This window comes from Polaribacter sp. IC066 (assembly GCF_007997085.1).
Taxonomy (GTDB): Bacteria; Bacteroidota; Bacteroidia; order Flavobacteriales; family Flavobacteriaceae; genus Polaribacter.
Genome location: NZ_VORR01000060.1, coordinates 1 through 22,717, shown reverse-complemented (window position 1 = coordinate 22,717; position 22,717 = coordinate 1). Strand labels below are relative to the sequence as shown.

The following is a 22,717-nucleotide window of genomic DNA, read 5'->3' as shown; positions in this document are numbered from 1 at the left end:
GCACAATATTTTGCTAGAATTAGAGGATATATTACAACGCTCAAAAAAAATAAACAAAAAGTACTAGAAAATATTCAGCTTGCTTTTAGCAAAAATCCGTTCCTACCGGAAATGGCTGAATAGTTACATTTAAAATCAAAATTAAGACCTTATACTCTGACACATAACTTATTTAAAACTGCATACAATTCAAAAATAAGGAATGTTATTGGGCACAACAATTATAAAATTGCTGAAGATATCATTGAATCATTAGAGGATAACACTATCAAATTATCCAAAGACGAAGTTTACAGGGCCATTTACTCAATTCAAAGCCTAAACAACAACCTACTCTATTACTTTTCTAGTAAGAACAAACTTAATGATAATTTACAAAATGAAGGCATCTTAGGAATGGCTTTTGGTTTGGAAGAAGAACTACCAGTCTTAAGCATTTTTCAACTAAGTTGTTTCTATAGTTTAGGTGATTTTAAATGGGCACAGAAAATAATTTTCAGCATACGTAATAATCAAATTGTAACAAATTTCGGATTTCAATCACCTATTATTGGTTTATACTCAAAGGAGTTGGAGCAAAATTGGTTTAGCCCTTTAAGAAAAAGAAAAAAGCTAAAGATTTATCTCACACCAATCGTTCCAAGAAATGAAGAAGCTGACTTTATTACCCTAGACGTTGGAGATTTTGTTGTTGTAGAAGATGGAAAACGGGTAGATCTAGAATATGAAATCAATAAATACGAGCCATAACAATCGCTATAAAAACATGCCATTCGGGACACGTTTCATAGCGCAGCGTTCTAAGCAATTAAAAAAAACCTACGTAAATGCCAAGTTTATACATTCCAAGTGATAAAGTATTAGAAAAAGTTAATAGCTTAGTTCAAGGGTTTTGGCTTGTAATAGATGATGAAGGAATTCCTGTGCTTTTAATGAAATTTGAAGCTTCAATATTAACAAGTTTAATAGCTGGTTGTAAAATAGAAATGGTCGTCAGGAATCCTAAATTAGAAAATAGAGGTTCCACGCTTTATCTTTATGACAAAGAAAAAGACCCTTTATGGATAACTTGGCAAAAGTTTGGAAAAGAAGATAAAGTCTATATTGGATTTGATGAAGTTATTATTAGGTTATTACAAACGGAAAAACTTAGAGTAGCATATTACAACCATCATAATGAACCTGTTTTCACAACAGTTATTGACAAGAAAAACACATTCAATTCTTTTAAAGAATGGGTAATAGATATCTATAGTTCTAATGAATTATTGGAAAAAGTAGCAGACGGATATTATGCACCTGAAACTAAAGATAAAGGTTTTACTATCAATATTGAGAATAAAGATTCTTCAAGCGAAGAAAAAATGACAATATTCAATCCATTAAAGGGCATTGAATGGAATGGAGAACTTAATGAAAGTGGCTATAATTTTAATAATTATTTAAAAGATGGAAAACACGGATATAATCAAGAAATATCCATAAAAGGTAATCTAATTAACTACTTTACAGCTAACGAAGAACTATATTACTCACCTAAAAAAATAGATGGAACTGAACTTATTGACTTTTTAATTCATTACAAAAAAGCAACTATTCTAATAGAATCTAAATTTATTCTTAGTGAAAAGCAAACTAAATTAAATCAAGCTTTTTCGAAAGCAGTCACACAACTTAATGAAGCTGAAAAAATAGTTAGAACAGACCTTACAAAAATAGAAAATGATAATGATATTATTGAAAAATTGACTGATAACGAAGTAATTATTAGACTTTGTCTTTTTAATGATAGCAAAACAGTAAATAATGAAAAACTTAAAAATGTAATCGGAAAATTCGAGAAAACAGAACTGCCAATATTTATCTCTTGTACTACATTTTTTCAGCTTTTAGGAGATATTAAAATTAAAAATGAAGAATTTTATAAATACAACACAATTCAGAATTTGATTTTTCTTTATAACGAATTTTTAGATGATAATGAATGTGATATTGTTGTTACAAAAGAGTATTTAATGAAATTTGGAGAAAAAACTGTTTAGAACACTGTACAAAATTAATTGCTTTGTTTCTAGCCTACTTACGAATGTCCTCGCGGTCTTTCTATCTGTGATTTATTTACTAAATTTAATGCTTAACCGCAGCAACTAATCTTGTACAAACACGTTGTAGCCAATGATAGAACGACCGTGACAAAAACATAATGACCTGACATTTTAAAGGGAAGCATTCCGAAAATTCAAAAGAGTAGGAAAAAGAAAATCAAAAAAAACAATAATGGCATTAAAAGAACAATTACAAAAATTGATGGCGGAAAAAAACTCGCCTTGTGTAACGATTTCGTTAGATACTCACCGAACTCACCCCGACAATGCGAAAGATGAAATATTACTTAAGAACTTGATAAAAGAAGCAGAAGAGCGGGTTATAAAAGAATTTGGAAAAAGACCTGTAGAACAACTTTTAGAAAAAATGGAAGCAGTAAGTAAAGAAATTGATGTAAACCACAATTTAGATAGTCTGCACATTTTCCTTTCAAACGACACTCAACAAATCATAAAATCAACTTGGAAAACCAGCAATGGTGGCGTTCATATTTCCGATAGTTTCGCAATTCGTTCGCTTATTAAAAATTACAATAGAAGCGAAAATTATTTAGTAATGTTACTTTCTCAAAGTGGTGTTCAACTGTTTGAAGCTGTAAATGATGACATTGTTGAAGAAATAAGAAATGATGATTTTCCCTTTTCTGAAAACAGACACTACAACACAAATTCCGATAGAGGAAGCGACTCTAAACATCTTGACGATTTAGTTCGTGAGTTTTTAAATAAGGTAGATAAAGCATTGGTAAAAGTGAATAATGAAACGGAATTAAAATGCTTCGTTATTACTACAAAGGACAATTACAGTCGTTTGCAACAGGTAGCTGATAAACCAAGTGTTTACTTAGGATATGCCAATATTGACTATAACAATGTTGCCACCCATCATATCGCAAAACAATCTTGGGAATCAGTAAAAGAACAACAAAAACAACGCAGGACTGAAGCCATCAGCGAAATGCAGGAAGCAGTAGCTCACGGGAAAGTTTTGACAGATTTACAAGAAATTTATCAAGCAGCAATTGACGGACGTGGCGAGCTACTTATCGTTCATCATAACTTTTCACAAGTAGTAGTAATGAAAGACGAACGGACATTTGATATAGTAAGCGACCCAAAGACCCCCAATGCAACTGACGACATTACCAGCATAATTTCTTGGGAAGTAATCTCAAAAAAAGGACGAGTAATATTTACATCACAAGACGAAATAAAAGACCTTGGTAAAATAGTTCTTAAAACGAGATACTAAAGCACTGGCTATAACAATGTATATAAAAAATAGGCGAAATAGTCCTAAAACCAAGGCTTTTGGTTCGTATCAAACTTTGGCTTAACCAAAAATTTAGTGCTTCGAAATCGCCTACTTTTTATATACTAAACGTTGTGCACAATTAAAACCCAAAAATGAGAAAAATAAAACTGAAACATGAGGACCTCGAAGAACACCTCAAAGAACAAATAGATTTTCTCAATACTTCTTGTATATTATATGATGATGGTAAGTATTCAGAGGCTAAGCGAATAGCGACAATAATCAGAGTGCTATTTCATGACACAAGAAACTCTAAATCTTTATTAGGGCAACTAGGTCTAAAATCCGATTCGTTTTATAGTAGCAACCTGCCTCTAAACAAAAAATCACTTAGTACTTATTCCGGTTTAACAATGATAGGAATGAAAGGAAAGGATACTCTATATTATCCTAAATTGGATGAAATGTCATTCTGTGTCAATTGGCTTCCATTTGAAAGTTGGTGGGAAGAAGTAATAATTCGAGATAATATTGGAAATGCTATATCCCGGAGTTCACTGATTAAGAATTCAACAAATCAAGATGGTGGTGCACATGTTGACGAAGCCCTTGATGAAATCTACTATAATTTAGCAAAGAACAATTCCTTGGAAACTGAAATATTTGATGGAAAAAGTTCAACTCCAATACCAAACCCTGAAAAAGCCACTATTAGACAAATTGGTCATGAGGTGCTTAAAACACTTTTAATTGATTACGAAAAGAAACAGACTGCAAAAGTTAACATATGGGTGGGAGGAACAGAAACAGTTGTAGGAAGCAAACCGTCGTCAACTCCTAAAAGCAAAAAAATTGGGAGAAATGAAAAGTGTCCTTGTGGTAGCGGTGAAAAGTATAAACGTTGTCATGGAAAATAACAGTGCACAACACCCTACAAAATTAATTGCTTGGTTTTGGTTTATTTAGGAAAGTCCTCGCGGACTTTCTATTCAGTTATTATTTATTAACTTTATCGCTTAACCACAGCAAATAATCTTGTACAAACACGTTGCCAGCAAGCTAAACAAACATCACGCTTTAATTGAAAATTGATGAAAACTATTAAAGACATTTCGAAAAATATTAGGAATAAAGGATTAGACCCTTATAATCTTGAAAATCTTCTTGATGAATTAAAATCCCAGCCGAAAGATTTTGACAAGGATGAAATAATAGATTTTCTCGCTTCCAATCAACATTTTGCCTATCACTCTACACAAAATGATATTTCTTGGTTAATGGCACAAATTGGCCAACTATATAAACCGCAAAAAATTGTTGATTTGTCTTGTGGTTTAGGAAATATTTTATTTCACATCGACTACTGTAATTCAGAAGGATTTGAAATCGATAAAAACATAGTAGATATTGCCAATTTTATTTCGCCAACAATAAAAATTACAAACGTTGACAGTTTAGAATACGAACACGATGAAAAATATGATGCAATTATATCTCATTTCCCATTTGGGAGAACTCAAATAAATGGAAGAAAAGACAATTTTGAAAATGTATTCATTACTAAATCGTTGGACTTATTGAACAAAGAAGGAGTTTTAATTTGTCTAGTCCCAGAGAGATTACTTTACGCCAATAACAACGAAATTTTTAGAGAAAATATAATTGATGAAAATTATCTTAAAGGAATAATATCTTTGCCATCAGGTTTTTTTCAAAAGACGGCAATAAAAATGTCTATTCTAATAATCGAAAAAAATAAATCAGAAAAAGCTACCCACTTTATTCAGTACTCAAATTCTGAAGAAACATTAAATAATTTCATAAATAACAAAAGCGGTTTTTTTATTGAAAAAGAGCTTTTGCAAAAACGAAGGGATACTAATTACCATCACCCAAAACATTCAATTTTGGAAGAATCACTTAATAACGAAGAAACTAAAAGAATTAGTGAGTTATCAAAAGTAATAGTAGGATATAATAGACAGGTAATAAAAAAAGAAAAAGGCGACTTTTTATTGTTACAACCTAGAAATATTAAAAATGGTTTATTGTCGATATTCGATAGTAATTCTTTTCTAGATAAATCAGACTTAAACAATAGGACAGATAATATTTTAAAAGAAGGAGATATTGTAATTCCAAGAATGTTTAATGATTTCAAAAAATTATACATATACGAGGGAAACTCACAACCATCTGTTGCTGGACCACATTTGATAATTTTACGCTCTCAAAACAACGAATATTTAAGAACATATTTGACAACTATTGAAGGTAGAGAATTATTTAATCAACAAATTCAAAGAAATATAAAAAGTGGAACTATGCCTTTAATATCAGTAAATGATGTAAAGAATTTTCGAATACCAATCTTACCAATAGAAGACATACATTTATTAACCAAAGATAATCTTGGAACACTTTCCCAAATTCAGTTAAAAGAAATAAAAGATAAACTAGAAAAATCAAATCAATTAAATTCGAACCTAAAAGAGGAGAATTTAACATTGAAAGCTAGGGTTTCATTAACCAACGAAATGATTTCGAAACTTGATTTACTAATAAACAAAACCGAAATTATTGAAAGTAAAATAGATAAAGTTTTAGACCAAATAACTATTTTAACTCAAGATTTTCAAAAAATAAAAAACTTACCAAGAGACGAAGAAAGTAAAATTTTGAGAATGCAACAACAATTAGATGACAAACTCAATCTATTATTAAAGGAAAAATTAGGTATAAAAGGTTACATCGATGAAATCAAAATATGGTTTGAATTATGGGAAATGTTGGAACCAGAGAGCAAAAAATTCATTCCACAGGCAGAATTTTTATTAGACCAAATTAGTGAATTAGAAGATGCTGATTATTCCCCATTTATAATTCAATACAGTAGAGCTCTGGAAAATGAAATTTTGATAAAGTTATTTAACACTTATCACGAATACTTAATAACCGAAAATGTAGATAGAGATAAATTAACAGCCAATGAATTTGCAAATAGTAAAACAGTTTCCTTTGCAAAGTCTGTAAAAAAAGACGATAGAAAATATACTTTTGGAACTATGAACTTTATCATTAGTTTACTCAAGAAAGACGGGAATACACTTTCTCAAAGTATATTACTTCAAAATTTCAAGAATTACACTAATAAGTATTTTGCAGACAATATTTTAGAGAAACAGTATCTAAAAAAATTAAACAGAATAGTTACGGATTATAGAAATAAAGCAGCGCATCCGAATATTATAAATCAAAAATCGGCAATGGAATTTCACGAATTAATAAAAGAGTGTCTAATAGAATTTGCAGAAGGAAACCGAGAAAAGCCAGCTGGCAACACCGTATAAAATTAATTGCTGGTTTTAGCATATTTACGAAAGATCTCGTAGGCTTTAAATTTGTGTTTTATTTACTAACTTCAGTTCTTAAATCACGCAACTAATCTTATACAATCACGTTGGCGTAATGCAAAAAAAACTTGTAATTCATCAATATTAGTTGAAAAACTATTAAATTTGTTAATATGGAGGAAAAACATCTATACATAATAGCAGGTTGTAATGGTGCTGGAAAAACTACAGCTTCATTTACTATTCTTCCAGAAATTATAGAATGTAAGGAATTCGTAAACGCAGATGAAATTGCAAGGGGACTTTCACCTTTTCAACCGGAAAAAGTATCATTCGAATCTGGACGAATAATGATTAATCGAATTAATGAACTCTTGAAAGAAAATGAAAGTTTTGCTTTTGAAACAACATTATCAACGAGAAGTTACAAGAACAAAATAATACAAGCAAAAAAACAAGGTTACACAATAACATTATTATTTTCTGGTTAAATAATATTGAATTAGCAAAAGAACGGGTAAAAATAAGAGTAATTGAAGGAGGACATAATATTCCCGAAGATGTAATCGAAAGAAGATTTTTGAAAGGAATTTACAACTTATTTGACATTTACTTACCGATAATTGATGGAGCATTGATATTCGATAATTCTTTTGGTAAGCACGAATTAATTGCTCAAAAATTAAGTGAAGAAAATTTAACTGTTATTGACCAAATAAAGTTTAACAAATTAAAAGAATTTTATGACAACAAAAGATAAACAAATAGAACTTAAGGAAAAAGTTTTGAAAGGACTTGAGAAAGTTTATGAAAAAATGGTGGAATTTAAGAAAGAAAAAAATAGTGAAATAGTCGTTATGCAAGGAAATAAAATTGTAAAAATAAAGCCTGAATAAGCACTACGCCCAACACCGTATAAAAAAAATTGCTGGTTATAGCTTACTTACGAAAATCCTCGCGGATTTTATTGGTTTGTGTTTTATTTAGTAATTTTATTGCTTAAAATACGCAACTATTCATAGTGTGCCAAGAATCAACCCGGCAATAAAAGGTTGAATGCTGTAATTAAGATGATGGTAGGTCCATCAGAGTCGTTGTATAGGCGATGGCTCTAAACCACCTAAAGGTGCTTTGATTAATAGTCTTGGTATTGAGCGTTTAGGAGAATCTAACCCTTGAGGTTAGCAGGTGTGAATAAAGGAGTTGAACCTGCCTATGCCGGCAGGCAGGCGAAAGTGAACCACTGATGAGGTGTCGAGAAGTTGCGAACCTCCAGTCAAAAGCTACGAAGTATGATACGGAGTTAAAAGTAATGTTAGGGATAACATTAATTACAGAGATAACCTATTTATTTTCTGTAAGGCTGGCGTCATTCAGATGGCAAGAACTTTATTTGGGCTTATTTACGGAACTTGGGAAGCTGCATACAAATGTTAAGGGAAATGTACAATAGGCACAACCTAGAGACAGAATATCAATGCTGTATGCAGTGGCAGACTCATTCGTAGTAGTGATGAAGTTTCTGTAATGGAAATGGAGCAAAGGGATGGGCTAATTATATTTACGATTTTCCAACTTGCAAAAGGATGAGCTTATATTTGTAAATTAAATTAGAAGAGCCCCCGCCAAAAAGCGGGGCAGGCTGTGTGAGGGGAAACTTTCAAGCACGGTTCTGTGAGAGGCTTGGGGTGAAATTCCCCTTGTCTACTCGATTACAATAACGTTGGCAACAAGCTAAAAAACTTTAGAAATAAAATTATACCTTTGTTATATAATTGAAATAAATTGGAAGAAAAAATAATTGAATATGATATAATCCTAAAAAGCGAACTTCAAGAGAAGGGAACTATTGATTTGGATAGAATTGCATTTCTTGCCAAAAGCATTTCTAATATAGCGAAAGGTGCACTACAAATAAGACTTGGTGGTATTTCAAATAAACAAGGTAAAAAACCGAGTTTCTTGGATGAAGCACTGAATATCAGATTAAAAGGAATTAAAGAGAGTAGTACTTTATTACAGTTGGAATCACCAACTTTCGCTAGTACTATTAGAGCAGTTCAAGTTAATGCATTTCAACCTGAAGTTGCGGAAGAATTGCCTAATCAAACACCAATGTCGTTATTTATGCTTGCTTATCAAGAAGCATTTGACGATAATGATTCTGAAAAAAACTTACTGGATAAAGCACTTGTTAAAAACTTAAAAGATTTTAAAACATTTTTTCGTTCTAATAATGAAGAACTTATTATCTCCAACAGAGGTTCGCTTCCGGAATTACATTTAAAAAAATCTGATTTCAGTAGAATTAAGGTATTAGAAGATTCAATTCCTGACCCACAAAATGTTGTAATAAATGGAATAATTGATATTCTTGAGCATAGTAAATCAAAAGTTACTGTAAAAACTGAACAAGGGAATTTATTAGGAAATATAACTAATAAATTTCATCAAGAAACAATCAAAGATTTTTGGGGTAAAGAAGCTACAATTTATGGAGTTGGTCATTTTAAGCCAAATGGTAAATTATCTTATGTAGAAATAGATAGAATATTCGAGGCAACAGAAGAAGATAAATACTTTTCAAAAATTCCATTCTCTGAAACTACTATTCAACAAATTAAAAGACAAACCTCAAAAAATCCTACAAAAAATTGGATGAATGAAATTGCTGGAAAATGGCCAAGTGAAGAATCTGATGAGGAATTCGAAAAACTGCTTAAAGAACTATAACTATGAGATATTTAGTTTTAGATACATGTGCAGTAATACATATTATTAGACAAGATAAAAAAGGACAAGATTGTTTGAACTGGATTAATTCATTGAATACACAACCAGTACAAGTTATTTCAGTTGTAACAAAAGCTGAATTATTAACTTTTTCTGTAATTGCAGGTTGGAAAGCAAATAAAATAAAATTTTTAGATGATTTTCTAAAAGGAGTTACTTATGTGGACATTTTACATACTGACAAGAATTTAATAGATAATTACAAATTAATTGATTGTTATAGTAAAAATAAGCTTCCTGATTCTAATGGAAATTTTAAAAAAGGATCTCATAATAATATTGGGAAAAATGATATTTGGATAGGAGCTACAGCCTTGACTTTAAATGCAACTTTACTAACAGCAGATAAAGATTTTGACCATTTAAACGGAACAATTCTAAATGTGCAAAGATTTTAATAGAAGAAAGCCAGTTGCCAAAACCGTATAAAATTAATTGCTTAGTTCTAGTTTACTTACGAAAATCCTAGCGGATTTTCTATTCAGTTTGTATTTACTAAATTAGGTGCTTGAACACGCAACTAACAATACGCAAACACGTTGTGGTGCATTAATCACTCAAATTCTGAAACTCGAATTTTATTCACAATAATCCAAAAATAAAATGTAAATTTGTATCCGATTAGATACAGTATTATGTTCTTTATTGAGAAACCATCTGAATTTGATAAATGGTTAAGAAAGTTAAAAGACTTGAAAGCCAAAGCTATTATATTATTCAGAATTCAGAGAATTGAAAATGACGAACATTTTGGAGATTATAAAACTGTTGAAGATGGAATTCAAGAATTAAAAGTGAATTTTGCGAAAGGTTATCGAGTTTATTTTAAAGAAAAAGACGGAAAAATAATTATCCTTTTAATTGGTGGAGACAAATCAACTCAACAAAAGGACATTTTGAAAGCAAAACAAATTTGGAAAAAATTAAATAAATAGAAAATATGGAAACTACTAAATTTGACATAGCAGACTATTTAGACAGTAAGGAAATGATTGCTGAATATCTAAATACTGTTTTAGAAGAAGGAAATAATGCCGACGTAATTAATGCGATTGGACATATTGCGAAAGCTATTGGAATGACTAAAATTGCACAAGAAACTGGATTGAGTAGATCAAGTTTGTATAAAGCATTATCAGACGGAGCGAAACCACAATTTGGGACAATTATGAAAGTTCTGAAAGCAATCGGAGGACAAGTTCAAGTGAATCCAATTTCAGCCTGAAAAAAAAACGCACCACAACTAAGTATATGGCTTGCCGATAGGCCAAAGCTATATATCTTGTTGTCTGATCCGGGATTGCTGGTAAGAGATGATGGTAAGGGGTAAATCTGCGATTGAGCAGAGACCTTAAAAGAGTTTAGGGTCGCGTTTTAAAGCAGGTCAAGTGCCCTTGCTCTTTGATAGTTATTTGAAGCGACTTTTTTTTGGGTTGGCTGGTTACCTTTTCAATGATATTCATTGGATATTCCTCATTTTTCTTGAGTTTGGGCAGTGCTGTTCTAAGGTTCTTTGTGAACCTTTTTTTAATTACTGTATTTTAATAGTTTACGATTTATAATCGCTTTGTAATTTTTAGGTGGCCAACGGATGCCCCGCTAGTGCTCGTTTGTAACGAGTACCGTAAAAGTTTTGTTTTTATTCTTTAAAAACAACGTCTAATGGCTAATTAGAGAAAAAATTAATACTCCAATAACAAAATCACCCCAGCTAGCTGTCGTTCGCAACGAGTACCATAAAAGTTTTATTTTTAACTCCTCAAAAACAAGCACTAACATCTACCCACAAAAAATAAATTAATATCTTAACAACAATATCCCCTTCAAAAATCCTCACTCTTCATCCAACTAAAAGCACAGCTACAGCTCACTTCCCAAACTCCCCAAACACATCCTGTTTACCTCCAAGTCTCCTTATTAATGTTAAATATGTATTAAAACATCAAAATAATGCGCTTAAATGTGTTCTTGTAGGGTATGCCGTTAATATCACTAAATTATTTTTCTTACCCTTGTTTAAAAGTAAGAAGACAAGCAATAGTTATGTTAAAACTTATTTCAGTAATACAGTTTCAAGGTTGGTCTTTCTTTTAGAAAAACAATTGAGTTATGTTTGAATCAAACCGATTTTAAAGGTGAAAATTAATAGAAAACAGGCTAAAAAGGCTCTCTAAATTTTAACTTTCAATAACAAAAATGGATGTACATATTGTAGTATCTTTAGAAAAAAACAGATAACACTTATATTTATACACCTATAAGGAGTTATGCACAATTCGAAAAAATGAGCAGAATGAATAAAAAACAAGAATTGACTTTACTAAATAAAGAGGTAGAATATCTTGAAATCGAGTATTCCGAAAAAACGAGTTTGAATAAAGAGAATTCAATTGCTCAGGCGATTTTATCATTTAAAGCTATTTTCAAGCAAAATGCGTATGATTTTTTGTTGGACAATCCCTTAGAATTAAGAGTAAAAAAAAATACTACTACCTATACAATTAAATCTGAATTTGATTTCAAGAAGGAACCAAAAAAGCCTAGACAATTTAGTATTGAAATTAAAACTAATGACCAATTTACCTCAAAAATATCGGCAAGATTATTTATGGATAAGATTCGGTTGACCAACCTAATTTCAATAGACTTCTTACTAACCCATATAAAGGAATGGATTCGACAGAAATTGAAATATATGAGAGAAAGAAAACTGTTGATTATATGAAAAAGTTTTTTAGTGAAACGGAAAGATTACAATGGAATTATCTGAGTATTGACAAATCAAATGAAACCCAAGAATTACATAGTACAATACTTGAATTATATAACAAAAAAGTGCATAACAAAGTATAAAAATAATAAGGGTTAAGTGCCAAACCGAAAGTTGGTGCATATTAACAAAGTCCGCCAAATTTAAAATTTAACGGTTAAAAGAAAAATAACGATAAAATTGTAAATTTGGTTAAGTGCTAAATCTGAAAGTAATTGCGTTTTAATCCCTTACTGTTCTTATACAAATCGTTAGCAAATATAAAAAAAGAGCACATTATGAAAAAAATTGCATTAATAATTTTACTCTTTTCTTTTTTTAATGGACTTTCTCAAAGTTTATCTGAAAAAGAAATAACAAAGCTGAATAATTTAAATCTTAAGACTGAAGGTTTAAACTTAAATGATGTAAATATTCAAAAAGACTTGAATGAAATTTTAAACCTTGAAAGGAAAAGAAAGACAAACAAAACTATTGGAATAATTCTTACGGCATTATCTATAGCTACCTTAACAGCTGCAATTATTGATGTTTCTGGAAAAAATGACTTGAAACAAGCATTAGGTTATACTGGAATAATTGTTGGTGCTATTGAAGGAGGAATTTCAATACCACTCTGGAAATCATCCAAAAAGAGGAAAAATGAAAGAGACAAACTAATAAAAAAATTTGAATGAAAATTATTTATGTAATTAAACAAGTTTTCGAAATTAAATATCTCTGCGGAATTCTTTCTCAAATTCTGAATTTTGAAAATAAAAAGGAATTATACCCTGAAAAAATAACATTTGCTAACACCTTACAAAATTAATTGCTTTGTTTTTGGCTTATTTACGAAAGTCCTCGCGGACTTTCTATCTGTGATTTATTTATTAACTTCACTAATTGAACCCGCAACTAAACTTACACAAACACCTTAGCTGTAATATGACTCAAGTACTATGAAAAAAGGAACAATTCAAACACTTTCTAATATTTTCCCTTCGTTTTTTGCAAAAAAATTCTATAATCGTCTATTAAATCCTCAAATAAAAAAAATAAGAAAAAACGAACTTGAAACTTTAAAAAAAGCGGAAAAGAAGGTTTTGATAATTCAAAGCAATAAAATTCAATTGTATAAATGGGGGAATGGAGAAAATAAAATTCTTCTTGTTCACGGATGGGAAGGTCAAGCTGGAAATTTTTCTTACCTAATTGAAAAATTTTTGGTTGAGAATTTTACTATTTACTCTTTTGACGGACCTGGACACGGAAATAGTTCTGGAGGGAAAAATGTAATGTTTGAATATCTTGATACAGTTGACAAACTAATAACAAAGCTTGATATTAAAAACATTGTAAGTCATTCATTTGGTAGTGTTGTAACCATATTTGCATTGTCTCAAATACCAAATCATAAGATAGATAGTTATGTTCTTTTAACGACACCATATACTTTTAGTAATTATGTATCAAATATTTCGAAAAAAACAGGAATTAGCAACAGAGCTATTAATATCGTTTTAAAAAAAATTGAAAAAGAGAGGAATGAAAAAATTGATGAATTTGACGTATCTAAATATGTGCAAAATATAAACGTAGAAAAAGCTATAATAATTCACGATGTAAATGACCGAATAATACCTATTTCAGAAGCTGAAGAAGTTGCTAAAAAATGGAATAGTGCTGAATTAGTAGCAATTACTAATACTAGACATTTTAAAATGTTAAGAACAACAGAAGTTGCGAATATAATAATCGAATTTATAGGAAATAAAAATACTACAGCTACTACCGTATTAGATTAATTGCAAGTAAATCGCTTACTTACGAAAGTCTAAACGGCCTTTCTTGGTTCGTTCTCCTTTTTACTAAATTAGTTGTTTAAACTCGCGACTAACATTACATAAACACGTTGGCATTCATTAAAACACTGTACTTTCCTGAAATAGGTTGACTAAAAATTAAACACTTAATTATAGGCACTTATGAAAACACAAAAAGAACGCTGGCGAAAAAAAAACCTACGAAAAAGCAACTTTAGAACTAAAATTATTCGTGGTTGACCAAATTCAAAATGAGCAGATTTCTACGAATTATGCTTCTAAAAAATATGAGGTTCCCAGAACCACAACTGGGTATTGAATCAAAAAACACAGTGCTTTAGTGCAACAAAACACGGGTATGAGTAAATTAGATGAGATTAAAACACTAAGGGAACGTATTGAAGAACTGGCGTTTGTAATAGACTTTTAGCAGGATATCATTGCAGATATGGAAATTATCTCTTCTATTATTTTCTTAAAAGTAACTTTACAAATCTAAAGGTCGGCAGACAGGTTAGCGAAAGAGATAGCACTAAAAAAGAAAAACCGTTTAAAAGAAAATGGTACTATCAATGTTTTGTGATTAGTAAACAAGCCTTCTATAAAAGATGTAAAACCCAAGAAAACAAAAAGTTAAACGATAAAAAAATTATCGAAATAGTGCTAGAATATCGTAAAAAAGTGGGTATAAGAACTTGTGGAATTAAGCCCTATTCAGAACTTAAAAATGATTTTGTAAAACAAGATATTAAAATTGGAAGAGATTAATTATACGATGTATTAAGACTTTATAATCTTTTATACCAGTTTAGTTTTATAGTGACGTGCAAATAAATTGAATTATTTTTTGATTAATTGAAATGAAAAATAATTAGCAGTGCATTGTTACGCTAATTATTTTTGATGAAAAGTAAATGAAAAAGAAACGATTTATTACGGCATTATAAGGCTAATTAGGTATTAGTTCCTAAACTTAAAAACTATGTAACAACAACAACAATTCTAACCATCAATTTAGAAAATATAAAAATCTTATTCAAAATAAAGCGTCAACAAGACCAGAACAGCTGTGGGTAAGCGATATAACATATATTAAAACAGAGAATGGACACAATTATTTAGCAATCGTTACAGATGCATATTCAAAGAAAATTATGGGCTATAAACTTGATAATAATATGAATACATCACTTTGTCCTGAAGTGCTGAAAATGGCTATTAAAAATAGAAAATACCTTAACAAAAAACTAATTCATCATTCAGATAGAGGTTTTCAATACTGCAACCCTAAATACACACAATTTGCTGAAAATAATGGAATTGCAATGAGTATGACCGAACAATATGATCCTTATGAAAATGCCATTGCTGAATGAATTAAAACAAACAATTAAAAATACAACTATAGCTAAAGAAACCGTAAAACAAGCTGTATATATTTACAATAATTTAAGAACACATTTTAGCCTCGATTTAAGAAAACCCGCAGAAGTACATTGAAATCCGAATATCAAATACAAATCATATCGAAGAAATAATGTAAATTTGACAGAACTAAAAATTTAAAACCAAAAGCAGTTCAAATTATTTTTTTGCCATCTAAACGGCTAAAAAAAATCTTTTGAACGGTATAAATTAAATCTAAAAAAGGTCAACCTATATCAGTATAATACACAAAAAGAAATCCTCATCTGTTACTGAAAAGCATTCAGTTGTAAGATGAGGATTTTTATAGGTACTTAATTTTTTATCCCATAAAAGGATATTTAAAATCTACCGGAGTAACAAAAGTTTCTTTGATCAATCTAACAGACGCCCAACGTAATAAGTTTTGCGCAGAACCAGCTTTGTCATTGGTACCCGAAGCTCTTGCGCCTCCAAAGGGTTGCTGACCTACAACTGCTCCTGACGGTTTATCGTTTATGTAAAAGTTTCCTGCAGCATTTTCTAATGCTTTAGAAGCTTTTTCTACAATATATCTATCTTTAGAGAAAATAGCTCCTGTTAAGCCATATTCTGTAGTTTCATCCACTAATTGTAAGCAAGCTTCCCAATCTGCATCTTCATAAACATACACAGTCATCACTGGGCCGAATAATTCAGTGGTCATGGTTGCATATTTTGGTGATGTACTTACAATTACCGTTGGCTCAATAAAATATCCAACAGATTTATCATGATTACCACCAATAATAATTTCTACATCGGTATCTTTTTTTGCAGCATCAATAAAACTTGCAATTTTATCAAAAGAACCCTCATGAATCACTGCATTTACAAAGTTTGAAGTATCTTCTGGAGACCCCATTTTTAACTCACTTGCTTGCGCAATTAAATATTTTTTAACTTCTGGCCATAAGGAAGCCGGAATATAAGAACGCGAAGCTGCAGAACATTTTTGACCTTGGTATTCAAAAGCACCTCTTATCATTGCCGTTGCAACTTGCAAAGGATTTGAAGAATTGTGTACCCAGATAAAATCTTTTCCACCAGTTTCTCCAACAATTCTTGGGTAGGTTTTATAGGTATGAATATTGTTTCCTATTTGTTTCCATAATTCTTTAAAGACATGGGTAGAACCTGTAAAATGTAATCCAGAAAAATCTGGAGACGCTAAAACAGTATCAGAAATCATGACCGGATCTCCGTAAACAACGTTAATAACACCATCTGGTAAACCAGCTTCTTTTAATAATTCTACAATTACTTGTGCAGAATATGCTTGATGATCAGAAGGTTTCCAAACAACAACATTACCCATTAAAGCTGCTGCTGCAGGTAAGTTTGCTGCAATAGCCGTAAAGTTAAATGGAGAAATTGCATACACAAAACCTTCTAGAGGTCTGTATTCAACTCGGTTCCAAACTCCTTCCGAAGATATTGGCTGATCTTTAAAGAGATCGGTCATGTATTCTACGTTAAATCTAAAGAAATCGATTGTTTCGCAAGCAGCATCAATTTCTGCTTGGTATACGTTTTTAGACTGCCCAATCATAGTTGCAGCATTCATTCTTGCTCTGTAAGGACCCGATAACAAAGATGCTGCCTTTAAGAAAATAGAGGCTCTTTCCGTCCAAGAAACACTAGACCAAGCTTCTCTTGCAGCCAATGCTGTAGAAATAGCCTCATCAACATGTTTTTTATCTGCTGTATGATATTGACCAACAACATGCTTATGATCATGAGGGGGTGTAATATTTTTAGTATTTCCTGTTCTTACTTCAGCACCATTAATATGCATAGGCACATCTGTATTGCTGTTAAACATGGTTTTGTACATTGCTAATAACTCTTCTCTTTCTGGAGAACCAGGAGCATATCCTTTTACAGGTTCGTTTACCGCTTTTGGAACATTAAAAAATCCTCTTGCCATTGTGTATGTTTTTAAATTTGAATCTACTAATTTTTAAAGTCGACAATGTACAAATTTTATCAATCGATTTCGCGAAATTGATGTCTAAATTTTGGAAGATCTGATTCTAGAGCAAGTTTTCTTTTTAGCGTGATTTGTGAATTTATCTTATTGTAGAACAGAGGTTTCTATGTGATTAAAACACATGGATAATCATTTAAATCCTCAAAAAAAAGTTTTCTATTTTTTATCTTCTGCTAAAGGCGAAATCATAATATGTGCTCTGTGCGTTCCAGGATCCATAATCCAAGGATGGTTTGAGGCTAAAGGAGATGATGGCAAACCCGTAGATGCTGATGTTGCCCAAGGCATATAGACTACATAGCGTAGTTGAGCGCCTTTAACTATTGAAGTTGTAGGGTTATAGAGCGTTTTTGCTCCATAGTATACGTGCAACGTAGCTCCTGGCGTTATTTTAAGTTTGCCGGCTTTCATTTCTACTTCTCGTATAGCAAAAGTTTCTTGTCCTGTTTTTCCTTCTGCTTTTAAAGCTCTTCCTCTTGCCATAAAAGGTTCTAGGTCTTTATGGTAACATGCGGCATTAAAACCTTCTTGATTCGGGTTATCTGCAAGAACAATAAATTCGTTATCGCCTTCTTTTAGCGTAACAAATTCACCTGCCATATTATACCCAATAACTTTACAGCCTGCTCTGCTTTCTTCTGGCGCAGCCATTAATGCTGTTGCAATTAAAGCGTTATCTGTAGCAATAGGCAGTAATTCTTTATTGATTTTTTGAGCTGTATTTTTTGATAAATCTTGGTGTACCGAAGATTCTTGAATTCCCGTTTTTGTTTTTTCTGATGAATTACAAGAAATAAAAATTCCGATAAAAATAAATGCTATAATTATGTTTTTCATAAGTAGTCGTTTTTTTGCATCCACTGATAAAAAAAAGCGATGCATTTCTAACGAATTTACAAGAAATTAAGTTCAAAAAAAAACGAGACTATTTTTAAGCGGTTGAAAATCAACCCTAAAAAAGCACAAAAGAAATAATCAACAGCAATGTAATACCAATACTAGATACAAGAGCATAACTTAAGTTTAGGAGTAAAAACTTTAGAATCGTTTTTAAATATCCTTGCTGGTAAAATTTTTTCATGGCAATACTTAAATACAATAAAAATAAAACTGCAAAAACCCAAATTTCAGGATTTAGAGAACTTATTCTTAAAAGTAAAAAGATAGAAAACAGCATAAAAAAGACTGTTTGAATATGAAAAACAAAAATTAAATGATCTATGTATGTATATTTTCTTCGGATGTAAAAAAACTTTAAGAATAACGTAAAAAAGGGTAAAAAGATAAATAAAGCAACCGAACCGTAAGATAAAACCTGGCTAAAAAACTGATCTGTACTTTCTTCATTTTTTGAAATTTCAAATAGACTTTTTGCCTTGGTGAATAAAAACCGATTCGTAAAGTTTTTTTCGTAGTCTAGAGAATCTAAAGCTACATCGATATTGGCATCAGGATATTTTTTAGCAAAGTTGGCAAAATCATCGAGTCTTGTTTCCCCTCCAAAATTAAAAGTAACTTTATTATTGTCATCATCGTTCACCTCACTAGTGTCTTTTGCTTTTTTTGCAACGTCTTCTAAAACTTCTTTTCTGGTAGATTCTGGAATCGGAATAAAAGATTGCTGCATCTCTTTGTCTAATTTTTGCACAATAGAATCTATTTTTTCTTGCGTAAGCTGTATTTCTTTTTCTTCTTTATTTGTGCTTAAAATAGAATCTTTACGAATAATATCAGAAATATCTGCTTTGCTTTCTTTTGCTAAATTTTGGTATTTTTCTTTGGTTTTTGTGAAACCAATAATTAAAAAGAAGAGGATAGAAACTGTTAAATAAAAACGAAACGGATTGGAGTATCGCTGTCTTTTACCATCTATATAATCTCTAGATACTTTACCAGGATTTACTAAAAGCGGCACAATGGTATTCCAGAACTTTGCTTCAAAACTAAACAATCCATTAAATACTTCGTGTACAAAACTTTTAAAAGTAATCTTATTTCCTTTGTTCGCTTGTCCGCAATCGGGGCAAAATTTTTCTTGGCCGTTAAAAGGATGCCCGCAATTTAAGCAGGCTGCATCTTTAACGACTACTTTATTTTTAGTGTTTTTTAGTTTGATAATACGGGTGTAGCTAGTTGAAAAGTAGGAATACGAACTTTAAATCTTTCAAAAGTTGTGGTGTTTTCCATGGTGTAAAAACCGGTCATGGCACCAATGTTAGATTCTAAAAAACAACCTGAACTATATGAATAATGATCATTTGGTTTTAAAACCGGAGTTTGCCCAACAACACCTTCACCTTCTACAATTTCGGTTATATTAAGAGAATCAAAAATTTTCCAAAAGCGATCAGTTAACTTTACAGTTTGTGTAGAGTTATTTTCGATGGTAATAAAGTAGGCAAAAACATAATACAACCTATTATTTCTATAGCTTGTACCATTGTATTTCGTTTTTACAGAAATTTTGATTCCTTTTGTTATTTGTTCTACCATTTAGGTAAATGTAGCTTTTTTGCACAAAAAATACAAATCAAATGCAATTTATCTGTCTTGATTAAAAAAGCCAGTCCCAATTCCGATAACGCGATCATATAATCCGCCAAACGGTTTAAAGTAAGTAATTAAGGTATATTCATTTTCAGTTTCAAAGAAAGTACCGTTTATTTCATTGATATCAACCTTGTTAAATTTGTCTACGGTTGCATAGGTGTAATTGTAAAAACCTTGTTTAAATAAAAGAGCACCTTTGTAACTATTGGTTTCAAAATTATACGTCATTTTGGTGTTTTCAGCAATTTCAAAATTATTAAAAGCGCCATAAATATGTACCTCTTTATCTTTAAAAAGTTCATCTGCAAATAGTGTAAAATGCATCATAGCATAATCTGCTTCGGTACTTGGGTTGTTGCCCTCTAGTGTTCTCACTACAAATTGCCCATTAATATCTGGGTTGTATCGGTAAGTTCTGTTTTCATTGTACGTAAAAGGGTATAAATAATGATGAAAAATATCTAACATTTCTATTCTAACAACATTAATGCTCTTATTTCTGATTTGTTTGCTATCAAAGTTTAAATATTCATTGCCTCCGTAAAAATTCGTTTTGTTTGTATAGGTGTATTTTAACTGATTAGGTTCAAAAAAAGTAGGTTGTAAACCTGTTATTTTTTCATTCCAGTTTTCATTTTTAATCAATACAACATGTACTTCTTGTGCCGGATTGTTAATTCTGATATTCGGATGATTTACTGTAAACTCTACAGTTTGCTGTGTGCTTAAAGTACTGGCGTTTCTGCTTCTTGAAACGTTAACAGCTATGGTTGACATGTTTTCATACAATACAAATCTTCTTGTAAATACAACTTCATCGGTATCATAATTTATAACTGATAATAAATAGTTTCCGCTTTTAGTAATCACAGTATTTATATTGGGTATTTTTACTGAATAATGGGTGTAACTTTTAAAGGTGTTAAAAGAATTGGTTACGTTTATAATGGTATTTTCATTAAAACCATCAATATATTGGCTAGAAAGGAGTCTGCTTTTTTGCCAATCATGCGTCATGTGTTCTATTCTGTATTGATAGTCTCTGTTATCGTTTTCTAAATCATCAAAAGACAATTCTAAAACTGTGCCTAATGGCACAATTGCAGAGTAGCTATTTTCTTGTAAAGGTCTTAACTGAATTGTTTTTATGTTTTGTGCAAAAAAACTAGTGGAAAAAAGCATGAAAATCAAGATTATTTTTTGAGACATAATATTATTTTGTGCTTTGTAAAAGTACAAATTTTTTTACGCTTACTAAAAATGCAAATACTGTTCCTTTTTTCAATAAAAATGAATTGTATTGCAAGACATTTAATTAGAGTATCTTTAAAAATCTTAAAAAAAACCCAGGTAATCAAATTATTTAATATCATGAAAAGATATATTTTGTTTACAGTGATTGCCTTTCTGGGGAATATTTCTTACTCTCAAAACACTTCAAAGATTCAAGAAATTAACAATTATTACAAAGCCGGTTTAGATTTTTTTGTAGAAAAAGATTACGAAAAAGCACTTGAAGCCATCAATTTGGGTCTTAAAGAATCAGAAAAAAAGGAAGACAAAAGTTTAATTGCCTATGGTAATTTACATACAGGAACTTATTATTTTAAAACAAAAAAACATTCTAAATCTTTAGAAATGGCCAATGCTTCTTTATCGAGTTTTAAAGACTTGAAAGAAGAAGTTGGTATGGCAGAATGCTACCATCTTATAGGTAGAGTTTATTATGGACTTTCTCAATATGAAAAATCTCTTGAGAATTATTTTAAAGCGTTAAACATTTATGAACACAGAAAAGATGAAGTTAAAATTGCGCTGAATCTATCAAAAATTGCAGGGGTTTACTTATTAACTGCAGATTTTATAAAAGCAAGAGAAATTTTAGAAAGAGTCATAATTATTTACAAAAAAACAAATGACGAGCAAGGTGTTCTATCTAACATTACTGCTTTAGGAGCAAGCTATCAAAAAGAAGGGAATTTAAATAAAGCAATAGAAATATATAAAGTTAGTCTTTTTAAGTCTAGAGAGTTGGGTGCAGAAAGAATTGAATCTATTTTATTAGGTAATATAGGTTCTTCTTATAGAAGACTTGGTAATTATAAAGAATCTTTAAACTATCTTTTTAAAGCGTTACCCATTAAGATTAAACAAAAAAGATTTACAAGTGCAGCTCATACGTATAATGATATTTCTGAAACCTATATTGAGATAAAAAACTTGATAAAAGCGAAAGAATACGCATTAAAAGCGATACAGTTTTCAAAAGGGTATAGTCTTCATCAAGAAAGATATGCGTATTTTATTTTATCTAATATAGAGTATGATTTAGGTAATTATAAAAGCTCAACAAATAATTTAAAAGCCTTTCAAAAGTTAGAAGACAGTATTTTTTCTATTGAAAAAACAAAAAACATTAATGAATTGCAGATTAAATATGAAACCGAAAAGCAAGACTTAAAAATTGAAGCTCATGAAAGTAATATAGCTTTGTTGGCCTCAAAAAATAGAAATAAAAATCAATCAGGGCAGAATCATACTTTTTTTGTGTTTAAATTATTTATTTAATTGATTTACAGTTGTTTAAGTTGTTAATTATTCGTATATTATGCTGATAATCAATAATTTAACTAAATGGAATCATCGAGTA

The 22,717-nt window shown here is 30.6% G+C and carries 21 protein-coding genes and 1 pseudogene; 17 read left to right on the top strand and 5 right to left on the bottom strand.

The annotated features are described in order from the left end of the window. Positions 1-408: 408 nt before the first annotated feature. The 16 genes and pseudogenes from ES044_RS15955 (at position 409) to ES044_RS15880 (ending at position 15,457) form a co-directional block, all read left to right on the top strand. Positions 409-750 carry a hypothetical protein gene (locus ES044_RS15955; protein WP_147187366.1) on the top strand — a complete coding sequence of 114 codons (342 nt, stop codon included), beginning with the start codon at positions 409-411 and terminating at the stop codon, positions 748-750. 77 nt (positions 751-827) lie between these two features. Next, on the top strand, positions 828-2,042 hold the full coding sequence (locus tag ES044_RS15950) for a hypothetical protein (RefSeq protein ID WP_147120521.1): 1,215 nt from the start codon (positions 828-830) through the stop codon (positions 2,040-2,042). 235 nt (positions 2,043-2,277) lie between these two features. Then, positions 2,278-3,357, top strand: a complete 1,080-nt coding sequence (locus tag ES044_RS15945) for a hypothetical protein (protein ID WP_147187365.1) — start codon at positions 2,278-2,280, stop codon at positions 3,355-3,357. A gap of 155 nt (positions 3,358-3,512) precedes the next feature. Continuing rightward, positions 3,513-4,277: an SEC-C metal-binding domain-containing protein gene (locus ES044_RS15940; RefSeq protein WP_147187364.1), complete on the top strand. Its 765-nt coding sequence runs from the start codon at positions 3,513-3,515 to the stop codon at positions 4,275-4,277. 174 nt (positions 4,278-4,451) lie between these two features. After that, positions 4,452-6,710: an N-6 DNA methylase gene (locus ES044_RS15935; RefSeq protein ID WP_147120354.1), complete on the top strand. Its 2,259-nt coding sequence runs from the start codon at positions 4,452-4,454 to the stop codon at positions 6,708-6,710. A gap of 176 nt (positions 6,711-6,886) precedes the next feature. After that, positions 6,887-7,473, top strand: a pseudogene (locus ES044_RS15930) (zeta toxin family protein). Then, complete coding sequence (locus tag ES044_RS18650) at positions 7,457-7,609, top strand: hypothetical protein (RefSeq protein WP_189663321.1); 153 nt, start codon at positions 7,457-7,459, stop codon at positions 7,607-7,609. The pseudogene ES044_RS15930 and the gene ES044_RS18650 overlap by 17 nt, the downstream one beginning before the upstream one ends. A gap of 889 nt (positions 7,610-8,498) precedes the next feature. Then, positions 8,499-9,446: a hypothetical protein gene (locus tag ES044_RS15925; RefSeq protein ID WP_147120353.1), complete on the top strand. Its 948-nt coding sequence runs from the start codon at positions 8,499-8,501 to the stop codon at positions 9,444-9,446. Between the two features lie 2 nt (positions 9,447-9,448). After that, entirely contained in the window at positions 9,449-9,904 is a 456-nt protein-coding gene (locus ES044_RS15920) for a type II toxin-antitoxin system VapC family toxin (RefSeq protein WP_147120352.1), read from the top strand. Between the two features lie 237 nt (positions 9,905-10,141). Next, entirely contained in the window at positions 10,142-10,441 is a 300-nt protein-coding gene (locus ES044_RS15915) for a type II toxin-antitoxin system RelE/ParE family toxin (RefSeq protein WP_147120351.1), read from the top strand. Between the two features lie 5 nt (positions 10,442-10,446). Beyond that, on the top strand, positions 10,447-10,731 hold the full coding sequence (locus tag ES044_RS15910) for an addiction module antidote protein (RefSeq protein WP_147187362.1): 285 nt from the start codon (positions 10,447-10,449) through the stop codon (positions 10,729-10,731). A gap of 1,068 nt (positions 10,732-11,799) precedes the next feature. Continuing rightward, the gene (locus tag ES044_RS15905) at positions 11,800-12,231 is read left to right on the top strand and encodes a hypothetical protein (RefSeq protein ID WP_147120349.1); all 432 of its coding nucleotides are present in this window, start codon (positions 11,800-11,802) and stop codon (positions 12,229-12,231) included. 323 nt (positions 12,232-12,554) lie between these two features. Next, positions 12,555-12,953: a hypothetical protein gene (locus ES044_RS15900; RefSeq protein ID WP_147120348.1), complete on the top strand. Its 399-nt coding sequence runs from the start codon at positions 12,555-12,557 to the stop codon at positions 12,951-12,953. Continuing rightward, complete coding sequence (locus tag ES044_RS18645; protein WP_189663320.1) at positions 12,950-13,087, top strand: hypothetical protein; 138 nt, start codon at positions 12,950-12,952, stop codon at positions 13,085-13,087. The genes ES044_RS15900 and ES044_RS18645 overlap by 4 nt, the downstream gene beginning before the upstream one ends. Positions 13,088-13,217: 130 nt before the next feature. Further along, the gene (locus ES044_RS15895) at positions 13,218-14,063 is read left to right on the top strand and encodes an alpha/beta fold hydrolase (protein WP_147120347.1); all 846 of its coding nucleotides are present in this window, start codon (positions 13,218-13,220) and stop codon (positions 14,061-14,063) included. A gap of 1,052 nt (positions 14,064-15,115) precedes the next feature. Beyond that, positions 15,116-15,457: a DDE-type integrase/transposase/recombinase gene (locus ES044_RS15880; protein ID WP_147120346.1), complete on the top strand. Its 342-nt coding sequence runs from the start codon at positions 15,116-15,118 to the stop codon at positions 15,455-15,457. Between the two features lie 371 nt (positions 15,458-15,828). Here ES044_RS15880 and pruA read toward each other — a convergent pair whose 3' ends face one another. The 5 genes from pruA to ES044_RS15855 all read right to left on the bottom strand — a co-directional run bounded on the left by pruA (position 15,829) and on the right by ES044_RS15855 (position 21,249). Then, a complete protein-coding gene (gene pruA, locus ES044_RS15875) occupies positions 15,829-17,454 on the bottom strand; it encodes an L-glutamate gamma-semialdehyde dehydrogenase (protein WP_147120345.1) in 1,626 nt (541 codons plus the stop codon). A gap of 219 nt (positions 17,455-17,673) precedes the next feature. Further along, a complete protein-coding gene (locus tag ES044_RS15870; RefSeq protein WP_147120344.1) occupies positions 17,674-18,354 on the bottom strand; it encodes a hypothetical protein in 681 nt (226 codons plus the stop codon). 115 nt (positions 18,355-18,469) lie between these two features. Then, positions 18,470-19,468 (bottom strand): DUF3667 domain-containing protein, encoded by a 999-nt coding sequence (locus ES044_RS15865; protein ID WP_189663319.1) that lies wholly within the window; start codon positions 19,466-19,468, stop codon positions 18,470-18,472. A gap of 155 nt (positions 19,469-19,623) precedes the next feature. After that, positions 19,624-20,010 carry a Co2+/Mg2+ efflux protein ApaG gene (gene apaG, locus ES044_RS15860; RefSeq protein WP_147120342.1) on the bottom strand — a complete coding sequence of 129 codons (387 nt, stop codon included), beginning with the start codon at positions 20,008-20,010 and terminating at the stop codon, positions 19,624-19,626. 48 nt (positions 20,011-20,058) lie between these two features. Next, positions 20,059-21,249 carry a DUF5103 domain-containing protein gene (locus ES044_RS15855; protein WP_223269244.1) on the bottom strand — a complete coding sequence of 397 codons (1,191 nt, stop codon included), beginning with the start codon at positions 21,247-21,249 and terminating at the stop codon, positions 20,059-20,061. 189 nt (positions 21,250-21,438) lie between these two features. On the opposite strand from ES044_RS15855, the gene ES044_RS15850 reads away from it, so the two are divergent. Then, positions 21,439-22,635: a tetratricopeptide repeat protein gene (locus ES044_RS15850; protein ID WP_189663318.1), complete on the top strand. Its 1,197-nt coding sequence runs from the start codon at positions 21,439-21,441 to the stop codon at positions 22,633-22,635. Positions 22,636-22,717 lie beyond the last annotated feature (82 nt).

Bases quoted from the DNA above. Each gene is read 5' to 3' on its own strand.
- ES044_RS15950 (WP_147120521.1), top strand. From the start codon at position 828: ATGCCAAGTTTATACATTCCAAGTGATAAAGTATTAGAAAAAGTTAAT.
- ES044_RS15945 (WP_147187365.1), top strand. From the start codon at position 2,278: ATGGCATTAAAAGAACAATTACAAAAATTGATGGCGGAAAAAAACTCG.
- ES044_RS15940 (WP_147187364.1), top strand. From the start codon at position 3,513: ATGAGAAAAATAAAACTGAAACATGAGGACCTCGAAGAACACCTCAAA.
- ES044_RS15935 (WP_147120354.1), top strand. From the start codon at position 4,452: ATGAAAACTATTAAAGACATTTCGAAAAATATTAGGAATAAAGGATTA.
- ES044_RS18650 (WP_189663321.1), top strand. From the start codon at position 7,457: ATGACAACAAAAGATAAACAAATAGAACTTAAGGAAAAAGTTTTGAAA.
- ES044_RS15920 (WP_147120352.1), top strand. From the start codon at position 9,449: ATGAGATATTTAGTTTTAGATACATGTGCAGTAATACATATTATTAGA.
- ES044_RS15915 (WP_147120351.1), top strand. From the start codon at position 10,142: ATGTTCTTTATTGAGAAACCATCTGAATTTGATAAATGGTTAAGAAAG.
- ES044_RS15910 (WP_147187362.1), top strand. From the start codon at position 10,447: ATGGAAACTACTAAATTTGACATAGCAGACTATTTAGACAGTAAGGAA.
- ES044_RS15905 (WP_147120349.1), top strand. From the start codon at position 11,800: ATGAATAAAAAACAAGAATTGACTTTACTAAATAAAGAGGTAGAATAT.
- ES044_RS15900 (WP_147120348.1), top strand. From the start codon at position 12,555: ATGAAAAAAATTGCATTAATAATTTTACTCTTTTCTTTTTTTAATGGA.
- ES044_RS18645 (WP_189663320.1), top strand. From the start codon at position 12,950: ATGAAAATTATTTATGTAATTAAACAAGTTTTCGAAATTAAATATCTC.
- ES044_RS15895 (WP_147120347.1), top strand. From the start codon at position 13,218: ATGAAAAAAGGAACAATTCAAACACTTTCTAATATTTTCCCTTCGTTT.
- pruA (WP_147120345.1), bottom strand. From the start codon at position 17,454: ATGGCAAGAGGATTTTTTAATGTTCCAAAAGCGGTAAACGAACCTGTA.
- ES044_RS15870 (WP_147120344.1), bottom strand. From the start codon at position 18,354: ATGAAAAACATAATTATAGCATTTATTTTTATCGGAATTTTTATTTCT.
- apaG (WP_147120342.1), bottom strand. From the start codon at position 20,010: ATGGTAGAACAAATAACAAAAGGAATCAAAATTTCTGTAAAAACGAAA.
- ES044_RS15855 (WP_223269244.1), bottom strand. From the start codon at position 21,249: ATGCTTTTTTCCACTAGTTTTTTTGCACAAAACATAAAAACAATTCAG.
- ES044_RS15850 (WP_189663318.1), top strand. From the start codon at position 21,439: ATGAAAAGATATATTTTGTTTACAGTGATTGCCTTTCTGGGGAATATT.